Source organism: Veillonella sp. 20925_1_51 (genome assembly GCF_041431445.1).
GTDB classification, from domain to species: domain Bacteria; phylum Bacillota; class Negativicutes; order Veillonellales; family Veillonellaceae; genus Veillonella; species Veillonella nakazawae.
The window spans coordinates 111622-124806 of sequence record NZ_JAPVXT010000001.1; the positions used below are offsets into that span (position 1 = coordinate 111622).

The 13185-nt window shown below is 40.9% G+C and carries 7 protein-coding genes; all 7 read left to right on the plus strand.

Features of this window, described 5'->3' with window-relative positions:
- Positions 1-104 precede the first annotated feature (104 nt).
- The 7 genes from O3607_RS00530 (at position 105) to uvrC (ending at position 13171) form a co-directional block, all read left to right on the plus strand.
- Entirely contained in the window at positions 105-1247 is a 1143-nt protein-coding gene (locus tag O3607_RS00530; RefSeq protein ID WP_371443161.1) for an elongator complex protein 3, read from the plus strand.
- A 45-nt stretch (positions 1248-1292) separates the two neighbouring features.
- Positions 1293-4847: a chromosome segregation protein SMC gene (smc, locus tag O3607_RS00535; protein WP_371443162.1), complete on the plus strand. Its 3555-nt coding sequence runs from the start codon at positions 1293-1295 to the stop codon at positions 4845-4847.
- Positions 4847-5782 (plus strand): signal recognition particle-docking protein FtsY, encoded by a 936-nt coding sequence (ftsY, locus tag O3607_RS00540; RefSeq protein ID WP_005386963.1) that lies wholly within the window; start codon positions 4847-4849, stop codon positions 5780-5782. Before smc ends, ftsY begins: the two co-directional genes overlap by 1 nt.
- A complete protein-coding gene (locus O3607_RS00545; RefSeq protein WP_060924748.1) occupies positions 5772-6155 on the plus strand; it encodes a hypothetical protein in 384 nt (127 codons plus the stop codon). The genes ftsY and O3607_RS00545 overlap by 11 nt, the downstream gene beginning before the upstream one ends.
- On the plus strand, positions 6155-8329 hold the full coding sequence (gene uvrB, locus O3607_RS00550) for an excinuclease ABC subunit UvrB (protein WP_227283064.1): 2175 nt from the start codon (positions 6155-6157) through the stop codon (positions 8327-8329). The genes O3607_RS00545 and uvrB overlap by 1 nt, the downstream gene beginning before the upstream one ends.
- A 119-nt stretch (positions 8330-8448) precedes the next feature.
- The gene (gene uvrA / locus O3607_RS00555; RefSeq protein ID WP_227283063.1) at positions 8449-11301 is read left to right on the plus strand and encodes an excinuclease ABC subunit UvrA; all 2853 of its coding nucleotides are present in this window, start codon (positions 8449-8451) and stop codon (positions 11299-11301) included.
- A 43-nt stretch (positions 11302-11344) separates the two neighbouring features.
- Positions 11345-13171, plus strand: coding sequence for an excinuclease ABC subunit UvrC (uvrC, locus tag O3607_RS00560; protein ID WP_371443163.1), 1827 nt, complete (start codon positions 11345-11347; stop codon positions 13169-13171).
- Positions 13172-13185 lie beyond the last annotated feature (14 nt).

Below are 13185 nucleotides of genomic sequence, written 5' to 3' on the forward strand. Positions count from 1 at the left end.
TTAATATATTAATTACATATCATAAGGAATAAATACATTGATATTAATATATTAATATAAAAGGTTTTGGCTGAGTTTATTTTATATAAGAAAGGAGAGTGACTATGAAACCATTTGGTATGATACCTTTTTTTATACCTCATGTGGGGTGTCCTTATGTATGTACATTTTGTAACCAGTCCCGTATTACAGGACAATCTGGTATTAGTCACCTAACACCAGATTATATAAAAAAAACGATTACAGATTATGTGGGTAAAAAACGAAATGATAAGTTTTGGGAGGTCGCCTTTTATGGTGGATCGTTTACAGCTATCCATACAGATTTACAACATCAATTATTAGCTCCTGCTTCTGAGATGCTTAAGCGAGGTATAATTGACGGTATACGTTGTTCTACACGGCCTGATGCTGTAGGTGACAAAGCAATTACCTTATTACAGTCTTACGGGGTAAAAACAGTAGAGCTTGGCGTACAGTCTATGAATGATGGTATTTTAGTCGATGCTAAGCGCGGTCATACAGCACAAGAGGTAGTAGATGCTGTTGCAAGATTAAAGCAACATGGAATGACTGTAGGTGTTCAGCTTTTACCAGGATTAAAAGGTGAAACTTGGGAAACCATTCTAGAAACCGCTATTGCTGTAGTTAAACTAGAACCAGATTTTGTACGAATCTATCCTGTTCTTGTTATAGAAAATACGGAATTAGCAGATCAATATAGATCTGGTGAATATGAGCCATTAAGTACTGAGCAAGCTATTAAATATTGTGCATTCTTAAAGGAATGGTTTGAACAGCATAATATTGAAGTTATACGTACAGGATTACAAAGCACGGAAGAGCTCGATTCAGGCAATAGTTTGGTAGCAGGTCCCTATGAACCTGCTATGGGTGAGCTCGTTGTAAATGAACAATATAAACAACGTATTGAAAGATGTATTGATGAACATCTTTCTTCAGAAAATGTATTAGGAAAGCAAAATGATTACAATTTTTCTCATTTTGATTGTTACCATATCCATAAGGTAGGATGTAGATTTTATTCGGATAGTGGTGATATTTTGATGAAACATAGGATTGTAATTTCTTATCCTAGAAGCAGTACATCAAAGGTGCGAGGTCTCAAAAATCGCAATATTTTATATTTTCAAGAAATGTATCCTCAATTTAGCATAGATTGGTGTGAAGATAATACGAGAAATACTGTTCGTTGCTGTATTGATGGCCTACAATATATGTTATAATAAAAGATATGATTATTCGGGGTTGTTAGTAGAAAGGAGGCAGTCATGCAATTACTTCGGTTAGAATTAAAGGGCTTTAAATCGTTTGCAGATAAAACGGTTGTAAAATTCTCACCAGGAATGACTGCCGTTATTGGACCTAACGGAAGTGGTAAAAGTAATATTACGGATGCTATGAAATGGGTTTTAGGGGAATCCAATGTCCGTAACTTACGTGGTCAAAAAGCAGAGGACATTATTTTCTCTGGTACGGAAAAACGTAAACCAATGAGTGCAGCTGAGGTTACACTTGTATTTGACAATAGTGACCATCAATTAGATGTAGATATGGCTGAGGTTGCTATTACACGCCGTATTTATCGTACTGGTGAAAGTGAGTTCCTTATCAATAAACGCTCTTGTCGTTTAAAGGATATTCATCTTTTATTAGCTGATACAGGTCTAGGTAGAGACTCCATGGCGATCATCGGTCAGAACCGCATTGATGCTATTTTAAACTCTAAGCCTGAAGAACGGCGTCTTATCTTTGAAGACGTAGCTGGTATTTCACGATTCAAGATCAATAAAGAAGATGCGTTGCGTCGTATTGCTAGTACAGACCGAAATATGGAACGCGTACGCGACGTTATGGCTACTATTGAAGAACAACTTGGACCTTTGTCTGAAAAGGCGGAAAAGACTAAAAAGTATATGACCTTAAGTCGTACAAAGCGCGACTATGATGGGGCATTAGGCTTTCACAATTATAAGACATCTGATCGTTTATTAACGCGTTTCGAAAATGATAATATTGCATTTAAGGATGAAGAGATTGAGCTTCAAACTGAATTGTCTAAATTGGAAGTGCGCCGTCATACCTTGCAATCCGCATCAACAAAAGAGCAAGAACAACTCAAGTTGTGGGAAGCTCAGTATACGGAAAAGCAACGTGATGAAGAACGTTTAGCAGGTCATTTACGTCTGTTAGACGAGCAGTTGAAGACAGCTCGTCGTGAATTAGATGAAACATCTATGCGTATTAGCGAATTGGAAGCTACGCAAAAGGGCGAAGAACAACAATTACGCATTTTAAATCAATTGATTCAAGATGAAAGTGCTCAACTAGTAGAGAAAGAATCCAAACTAGAAGAGTTAGAGGCGAATTATAAAAAAGCTGTTAAAGATGTTAGCACCGAGCAAGCGAAGTTCCAGTCCTTGCAGTCTAATCGAGAATCCTTTGAGCAACATCAATTAGAACTTGTGAGTGCTATTGAAACGGCAAAAGCTAGTAGTCGTAGCTTAGAAGCTCGTAAGGAAGAGTCTACAAAACAATGTGAGGTTTTAAAGGCTGAAATAGGTCACGTAGATAGTGAATTACAAGCAGCTCGCGGTGAATTTGACACATTAGGCCAACAGTTTAATGCTATTTCTGCCCAACGACAAGCCCTCGTTGATGGCGGTAAAGAAGCAGCCATACAAGCTCGTGAAGAACGCAAAGAATTACAAAAATTACGTACCCAAGAGCAACGTGTTAAAGGTCGTATCGAACTATTAGCCCAATGGGAAGAACAACATGAAGGCTATTTAGAAGGTACTAAGAATATCCTAAACGGTAAAGGATCTTGGCGCAAACAAATTACAGGTGCTGTGGGTGATCTCTTTACGGTAGAAGATAAATATACTACGGCTATCGAAACGGCATTAGGTGGTAGTGTTAACCACGTTGTGACCACTACTGCTCGCGCTGCTGCTGAGGGTGTCAATTATTTGAAATCTATCCAAGGTGGCCGCGTAACCTTCTTGCCGATGGATTCTGTAAAAGGAAAACCCTATGAGACACCAGCTTTACATGAAAGCTGTGTAATCGGCACTGCTGTTGATTGTATTTCCTTTGATAATACATACGCTCATATTTTCCAATACTTATTGGGGCGCACCTTGGTAGTATCCTCCATGGATGATGCTATTGGTCTGCAAAAAAAATATAATCAACAATTGCGTATTGTTACGCTTACAGGGGAACAATTCCAACCTGGCGGCTCTTTAACTGGTGGTGCTACAAAGCGTAAGCGTGCCTCTGTATTGAGCCGTAAGGAAGAGGCAGCTAGCCTTGAACAAGAGCTATTGCAAATTGAAGAACAAATTCGTTCCTTAACAGCTAGCTTGGAAAACCTTGAAAAACGGGTTGAGGAAGCTGAAAAAGAACGAGCTGCCCTTGATGAAAGCTACCAACATACGAACTTACTCTATGTGGCTAGTGAAACAAAGGTACAAAATATTCAAAATCAAATGGATCGTAAGAAACGTGTCCTTTCTGAAGAAGAGCAACGTTTATTACAAATCGATATTGATTTAGCCAGTACAACGGCTAACTTGAAAGACCAAGAAACAGCATTGGCTTCTTTGCAAGAAGACCACGGTGTAGATGGCAATCAAGGGGCCTTAATGGAGCGTTTAACTGTATTACAAAAGGTACAGCAAGAGGCTTATGAAGCTTTCACAGAGGCACGCCTCACCTGTGATACGTTGCGACAAACCATTAAGGAACGTGAAGCTCAGCGAGAACAACGTAATCAATCCATTGCTAACATTGTAGAGCGCTTAACACCGTTACGTAATTTGCTGATTAGCACTACAGAGCGCTGTGAAGTGGAGCTACCAAAGGCTAAAGAATTGGCAGACCGAGAATTGGCTTCTGCTACAGCAGAGGTAGAACGATTGTGCGCACTTCGCGATGAGGCTTATGATAAAACATCTACAGGACGTGAAGAGATGGAATCTATCCTCGGTGAGCAAGATCGATTGAACCAACGATATAAAGTCGTTCAAGGTCGACTCGTCGATATGGAAGGTAAGATTACACGTCATCGCATGGATTGTGAGCGCTTTGTAGAAGAACTACAAGAGTTAGGCTTTACCTTAGAAGATGCGCAGGCTCTTCGCATTGAAGGTTCTGTAAACGATTGGAAGGATGAGCAGGCCCGCTTGATGGCGGAAATTGCAGAATTAGGCCCAGTCAATCCGAACGCTGTTGAAGAATATGAAGAAACTAAAGAGCGTTATGATTTCTTATCCACACAGTTAGCAGATTTAGATACAGCGAAAGAGCAATTGCAAGCGGTTATTGCTGAAATGGACAAGGCTATGAGTACACAGCTATACGATGTATTAGATGTAGTAGGTCGTAGATTCCAAGAGGTATTTAGCCAACTATTTGGCGGTGGTACGGCTCAAATTGTATTGACTGATCCAGATAATATCTTAACTGGTGGTATTGATTTCTACATTCAGCCTCCAGGGAAGAAACGTCAACAATTGACCTTGTTATCCGGTGGTGAGCGTGCCCTTACGGTTATTGCTTTATTGTTCTCGTTCCTAGATTATCGTCCTGCGCCGTTCTGCGTGCTTGACGAAGTTGACGCAGCTCTTGATGAAGCTAATGTAGAACGATTTAGTTCTTACTTAAATCGGGTAAATAAAGAAACACAATTTATCGTAGTATCGCACCGTAAAAAGACGATGGAAGCTGCCGAAGTATTACAAGGGGTGACCATGGTTGAACGAGGCGTATCGCGATTATTAACAGTAGCATTTGAAGATGTGAAGGAGGATCTAGCATAATGGCATTTGGATTCTTTGATAGAATTAAAGACGGCTTGGAGAAAACTCGTAAGTCCTTTGTAAAAAATGTTGAAAGTATCGTTATCGGTTATGCACAAATTGATGATGATTTCTTAGATGATTTAGAAGCAGTTATGCTCACTAGTGACCTTGGTCCTAAAACGACAGAATATTTGATGAAAGAAATTCGTCGTGGTGTAACAGAAGGTGTTATTAACAATACTGGTGATGTAATGCCATTCATGGAAGACCGCATTACAGAAATGTTGGTTGACCAAGAAGATGAAATTACACTTCACCACCCAGAGGTTATCCTTGTAGTTGGGGTAAATGGTGTCGGTAAAACTACGACTATTGCTAAGTTGGCTAACTATTACACTAAAGAAGGCAAAAAGGTAATTATTGCTGCAGGTGATACATTCCGTGCCGCTGCGGCTGATCAATTGTCTATCTGGGCAGATCGCGTAGGTGTACCTATCGTTAAACATAAAGAAGGGGCTGACCCTGCAGCCGTAGTATATGATGCAATGGAAGCAGCTAAAGCTCGTAATGCAGACCTCGTTATTGTAGATACTGCAGGTCGTTTACACACTAAAGTTAATCTTATGGAAGAACTTAAAAAGATGGGCCGCGTAGCGAATAACCACGTAGAAGGGGCACCACATCAAACATTGCTCGTGTTAGACGGTACTACAGGTCAAAATGCAGTAAGCCAAGCTAAATTATTTGGTCAAGCAGTACCAGTAAATGGTATTGTTGTGACTAAGCTTGATGGCACAGCAAAGGGTGGCGTAGTTATCTCTATTAAAGAGGAATTAGGCGTACCTGTTCGCTGGATCGGCGTTGGCGAAGGCATGGATGACTTGCGTCCATTTAATGCGAAAGAATTTGCTAATGCACTATTTAATAAAGGAATGATTCAAGGTGACAAATAAATATAACCGGGAATTCTTACTTGAATATGTAGAATCTGAAAATAAAAAAAATGAATGTAATGTTAGCCTAGAAAATATGGAAAAGATTGTTGGATTAATCGAGTATTTCGGCATTGAATTATATCGCCCTATTACAAGATTGCTACTTTCAAACTGGGAAGAGATTACAGAACGTATTAATAACTATACTGAATCAGATTGGATGATGGCTGATGAAATCCAAAAGACTACGCCTACATTAGATCGTTTCTCCATTGCTATGCTCATTGAAGTATTAGAAGGTGAGGATACGTTGAACCAAGCAGAAAATGCAGGTCGCCGTCTATCGGAGGAAGAGCTCAAAGCTATCCGTAAACATCAGGATGAACAGTAATGAAACATAATACATATAATTACGAAGGGGGCCAACCATTTAAAGTGGAGGCGCCCTTTACGCCTACAGGAGACCAACCAACTGCGATTCAGTCTTTAACGGAAGGTATTGAACGCGGTGAATGGGCCCAAGTTTTGCTCGGTGCCACTGGTACAGGTAAAACCTTCACAATGGCTAAGGTTATAGAGGCCGTTCAAAAGCCGACTCTGATTATTGCCCATAATAAAACTTTAGCTGCGCAGCTATGTAGTGAGTTTAAAAGTTTCTTCCCTAATAATGCGGTAGAATACTTTGTGTCTTACTATGATTTCTATCAACCAGAAGCGTACATTCCTTCTAGCGATACATACATCGAGAAGGATGCGTCTATTAATGATGAAATCGATAAACTACGACATAGCGCTACGATGAGCCTCTTTGAGCGCCGTGATGTGATTATTGTTGCCTCTGTTAGCTGTATTTACGGCTTAGGTGACCCTGAGGACTACTCTGAACTCGTGTTGTCTTTGCGCTTAGGTCAGACGAAATCTCGCGATGAAATTCTATCTAAACTCGTAGATATTCAATATACGAGAAATGATATGAACTTTATCCGTGGTACCTTCCGTGTACAAGGGGATACTATCGAGATTTTTCCAGCCGCCTATAGTGAAAGAGCCATTCGAGTGGAACTCTTCGGCGACGAAATCGATCGCCTTGTAGAGGTAGATGCTTTAACAGGTGAAGTCATTGCAGAGCGTAAGCACGTTGCAGTCTATCCAGCATCTCACTATGTAACAACGAAAGATAAGATGCGTATTGCTGTAGAGCGTATTGAAGCTGAATTAGACGAACAATTAGCTAAGTTGAAAGCTGCTGACCGTCTATTAGAGGCTCAACGTCTTGAACAGCGTACCCGTTACGATATAGAAATGATGCAAGAAATGGGCTATTGCTCAGGCATCGAAAACTATTCCCGCCACATGTCTGAACGTAAGGCTGGAGAGGCACCATACACATTGATAGACTATTTCCCAGATGACTTCCTCATCATGGTGGACGAGTCTCATGTAACCATTCCTCAAATACGTGCCATGTACAATGGTGACCGTGCACGTAAAGAATCACTCATCGAATATGGCTTCCGTCTGCCGTCTGCGCTTGATAATAGACCGCTTCAATTCGATGAGTTCGTGGAGCGTATCAATCAAATTGTTTATGTATCGGCAACGCCTGGTCCATACGAAATGGAAGTACAAACGAATGTGGCAGAGCAAATTATTCGTCCTACCGGTCTACTTGATCCATCCATTGAGATTCGTCCTATTAAGGGACAAATGGACGACTTGCTTGGTGAAATTCATAAGCGTGCTGCCAAGAATGAGCGTGTCCTCGTTACGACCTTAACAAAGAAAATGGCAGAGGATTTAACAGAGTTCTTGAAGGAAATGGGCGTCCGCGTTCGATACCTCCATTCGGATATCGTTACTATCGAGCGTGCCGAAATTATTCGTGACTTACGAGCTGGTGTATTCGATGTACTAGTTGGTATCAACTTGCTTCGTGAAGGTCTTGATATGCCAGAGGTTTCTTTAGTGGCTATCTTAGATGCGGATAAAGAAGGTTTCTTACGCTCCGATACAGCCATGATTCAAACTATTGGTCGTGCTGCTCGTAATGTGAATGGTCACGTTATCATGTACGCTGATCGTGTAACAGGTTCTATGCAGCGCGCCATCGATGAAACAGATCGTCGTCGTGCCGTGCAAGAGGCTTATAATATTGAACATAATATTACGCCTAAGTCAGTCTCTAAAGATGTAAAAGAGCTTATTGAGTTGACGAAAATTGAAGAAGATATGGTTACCGATGGAAAGGACTTTTCACCAAAGAAAGGGAAAAAGAAATCTTCTACAACGGGTATGGACCATGGACACGAATCATATGCACAAGATATATCTAGTCCTAAGGTGGCAGATATAACGCCGGAAGAGTTATTCAATAAAATTGAAGATCTTGATCGTCAAATGAAGGCCGCTGCAAAGCAGCTTGAATTTGAAAAGGCTGCAAAACTTCGTGATCAATTAGGGGAACTACGTCAGCAATGGTCTGATATGCATAGCGCAGGTGAAAGCAAGTTAAAAAAACCTGCATCAACTAAAGGTAGAAAGCGGACTAGCTCAAAGAGTAAATAGATTGTAATAAAACACATAGATTATATAGACTATATGTGCGATAATATACATATATTATTTCATGTTAGTAAACAGAGAGATGATGCCGATTGGTATCATCTCTTTAAATAGGGAACATAATGAAAGATCAATTGATTGTAAAAGGTGCGCGTCAGCATAACCTTAAAAATATAGATATATCCTTACCACGGGACCAGTTTATCGTGTTGACAGGCCTCAGTGGCTCTGGTAAATCGTCTTTAGCATTCGATACAATTTACGCAGAAGGGCAACGACGCTATGTAGAGTCTTTATCTGCTTATGCACGTCAATTCTTGGGACAAATGGATAAACCCGATGTAGACTATATTGAAGGTTTATCTCCAGCAATTTCTATCGACCAAAAGACTACAAGCCGTAACCCTCGTTCTACAGTTGGTACTGTAACGGAGATTTACGATTACTTGCGTCTATTATTTGCTCGCGTAGGTCATGCTCATTGTCCTGAATGTGGTAAGCCTATTACACAGCAAACAATACAACAAATGACAGACGATGTAATGAACTTCCCAGAAGGTACTAAGATTTTAGTATTAGCCCCTATGATTCAAGGGAAAAAAGGAGAGCATAAATCCGTCTTTGATCAACTTCGAAAAGAAGGTTTTGTTCGTGCCCGTGTAGATGGCGCTGTACGTACATTAGATGAAGATATTGTATTAGAAAAAAATAAAAAACACTCTATCGATATCGTAGTAGACCGTCTCGTTGTAAAAGAAGGTATTGAATCTCGCTTAGCAGACTCTATGGAGACCGCATCAAAATGGGCAGAAGGCATTGTAGTTATCCAAGAGGTAGATGGACCTGAACACATGTATAGCCAACACTTTGCATGTCCAGATTGCCATATTTCCTTACCGAAAATTGAGCCACGTATGTTCTCCTTTAACAGTCCATTTGGTGCCTGCCCAGCTTGTTTGGGAATTGGCTCTACCATGGAAGTAGACGAAGAACGCGTTATTCCAGATGGATCTATTACCTTTGCCGATGGTTGTGTACAAGCGTTGAGCTCTAACCCTAATGCATGGTTTATGCGCCAAGTAGAAGGTCTATTAAAAGCTAATGGATACTCTTTAGATTCTACCTATGATGAATTGCCAAAAGCATTACAGAAAAAAGTAATGTATGGCACTACAGATAAGGTTGCTTTCACGTACGAAAATATGCGCGGTGAAGTGAAGGAATTCTTTACTGAGTACGAAGGTATTTTACCGATGGTAAAACGCCGTCATAGTGAAGCCTCTACAGATTCTATGCGTGAAGAGTTTGAAAAATTTATGTCCATTAAGCCTTGTACTACATGCCATGGAGCTCGTCTTAAACCTGAAGTATTAGCTATAACCGTAGGGGATAAGAACATCAATGAAGTGACCCAATTGACCATTAAAGAAGCACTCGATTTCTTTAGTAAGTTACAGTTAACAGAGCGGGAACAAGTGATTGGGGCTCAAATTTTGAAGGAAATCAATGCTCGTCTTGGGTTCCTCAATAATGTAGGCCTTGATTATCTTACTATGAACCGTAGTGCAGGTACTTTGTCTGGTGGTGAAGCGCAACGTATTCGTCTAGCTACACAAATCGGCTCTGGTTTGGTAGGTGTATTGTACATCTTAGACGAACCGTCCATAGGGCTACATCAACGAGATAATGATCGACTCATCGATACGCTGAAAGGCTTGCGTGATTTAGGTAATACCTTGCTCGTTGTAGAACATGACGAAGATACGATGCGTGCGGCTGACTATCTCGTGGACATTGGGCCCGGTGCAGGTGAGCATGGCGGTCAAATCATTGCCGCTGGTACGGTAGACGAAGTGATGAAGGTAGAAAACTCCATTACTGGTCAATATTTGAGTGGTCGTAAATTTATCGCTCTTCCGGAAGAACGCCGTAAACCAGGTAAGAACTGCATTGAAATTCGCGGTGCTAAGGAAAACAATTTACAAAATGTAAATGTAAAGTTCCCTATTGGCTTATTCAATGTTGTTACTGGTGTCAGCGGTTCTGGTAAGTCTACCTTGATTAATGAAATTCTCTACAAAGGTTTAGCTAATCAATTATATCGCTCTAATCACAAAGTAGGGGCTCATAAAGAAATCCGTGGTCTTGAACATATCGATAAAATCATCAATATTGACCAAAGTCCTATCGGTCGTACGCCGCGCTCTAATCCAGCTACCTATACAGGTGTATTCGATGCTATACGCGAGCTCTATAGTCAAACACCGGAAGCAAAGATGCGCGGTTACAAACAAGGGCGCTTTAGCTTTAACGTAAAAGGTGGCCGCTGTGAAGCTTGTCGTGGTGATGGTATCATCAAAATTGAAATGCACTTCTTGCCAGATGTGTACGTACCTTGTGAGGTTTGTAAGGGAGCCCGTTATAACCGTGAAACCTTAGAGGTTAAATACAAAGGCAAATCTATTGCAGATGTACTAGATATGACGGTAGATGATGCGGTTGAGTTCTTCAGCGCTATTCCGAAGATCAATCGTAAAATGGTTACCTTGCAAGAGGTAGGTTTAGGCTATATTCGTTTAGGTCAAGCCGCAACAACCTTATCTGGTGGTGAAGCACAACGGGTTAAATTAGCTACTGAATTAGCTCGTCGCAGCACAGGTAAAACATTGTACATCCTAGATGAACCGACTACAGGTCTTCACGCCGAAGATATTCGCAAGTTATTACACGTATTGCAACAACTCGTTGATGGTGGGGACACAGTTGTTGTTATCGAGCATAATTTAGATGTCATTAAGATGGCAGACCACATCATAGACCTTGGTCCTGAAGGTGGTAATCGTGGTGGTACTATCGTAGCTACAGGAACACCTGAGGAAATCGTGAAGGTGAAAGAAAGCTATACAGGCAAATTCTTAGGTCCTGTATTAGAACAGACTAAGAAATTTATGAAAGCAGCTCAAAAGAAAAAATAGTAGTGAGTACAAAGCTTAAAAATCTACGAGGAAAGGAGGACATATGCCATCTGAAGAATTACTAGAGAAGGTCAGTCATTTGCCGACCACACCAGGTGTGTATTTATGGCGCGATCAATATAACCGTATCATCTATGTAGGTAAAGCCATTAATTTGCGCAACCGCGTACGTTCCTATGTGCGTAATGATGCGAACCGAGCGCCGAAGGTTGCGGCCATGATGAAGCGAGCCGTCGATGTGGAGATTATCCAAACAAAGACGGAGATGGAAGCGCTTATTTTAGAGAATACGCTTATTAAGGAGCACGAGCCTAAATACAATATTAGGCTTCGTGATGATAAAACGTATCCGTATGTAAAAATTTCAGTACAAGAGGACTACCCACGTGTATATATGACGCGCCGACTAGAACGGGATGGAGCCAAGTACTTTGGCCCTTTCACAGATGTAACATCTGTACATGTAGTATTGAAATTAATACGCCAGTACTATCCACTCAGGACATGTAAGTCTATGAAGGTGGAGCGACCATGTTTGCAATATCATATGCACTACTGTGAAGCACCGTGCTTTAACAAGATTTCCGTATCGGATTATGGAAAGTATATCGATGAAATCATAGAGCTCTTTGAAGGTAAGCCTATTCCTTTGCTGAAGGAAATTAAAGAGAAGATGGAGCTTGCTGCAGAAGACTTACGCTTTGAAGATGCAGCACGTTATCGAGATCAGCTAACTAGTATAGAGAAAATCCAAGAAAAGCAGCGCATGGTTACACAGCGTGGCGACTTAGATGTGTTAGGTATTGCAGTGGATACCTCGATGGCTTGTGTACAGTTATTATTCATCCGCGGTGGCCGATTATTAGGCCGTGAGAACTACTTTGTACAACATGATGGCGATAGTCAAGAAACTATCATGACGGATTTTATCAAGCAATACTATGGAGATACAAACTTCATTCCAAAGGAATTATTATTACCTATGGATAGCACCGATAGAGACTTGTTAAAGGAATGGTTTACACAGCTTAAAGGCCAGAATGTAGACGTATCTGTGCCACAGCGTGGTTATAAGATGGACATGATTAAGATGGCTCATGAGAATGCAGAAACCTTCCTAGAAGAGCGTCGTCGTCAGTGGCAACACCAAATTGATAAGACCGGTGGGGCTGTTAAAAAACTAGCTGAAGTCCTAGACTTGCCACGATTACCAGAGCGTATGGAATGTTTCGATATTTCCCATACACAAGGGGCCGAAACGGTGGCGTCTATGGTTGTCTTTGAAGGCGGTAAGCCTGCGAAGAAGGAGTATCGTCGTTTTAAATTGAAAACTACGCAAGGTAAACCTGATGACTTTAAGTCTATGGCTGAAATTATGGAACGACGCTATGGTAATGAAACAGATTGGCCTATGCCAGACCTCATTATTATCGATGGTGGTAAAGGTCAGCTTAATGCAGCATTGCCGTTGATTCGCAGTGTAGGTGTTACAGATGTGCCTGTTATCTCTTTAGCTAAGCGTATTGAAGAGGTCTTTGTAGAAGGACAATCTGAAAGTATTATCTTAAGCCACCGTTCACCGGAGCTTCAATTACTTCAACAAATACGCGATGAAGCCCATCGCTTTGCTATTACGTACCATCGTAAGCTTCGTGGAAAACGTAATTTAGAATCTATTCTAGATCACATTGAAGGTATTGGTCCTAAGCGCCGAAAGGCATTATGGGCTCATTTCAATAGTTTAGAAGCCATGAAAGAGGCATCTATTGATGAGCTTTCAAAGGTGGAATCTATGAACTATAAAACGGCAGAAACACTATATAATTTCTTCCGCATGTCTAAGGTAGAAAAACAAGATATGTTGAAATAAAAAAGAGCATCTTA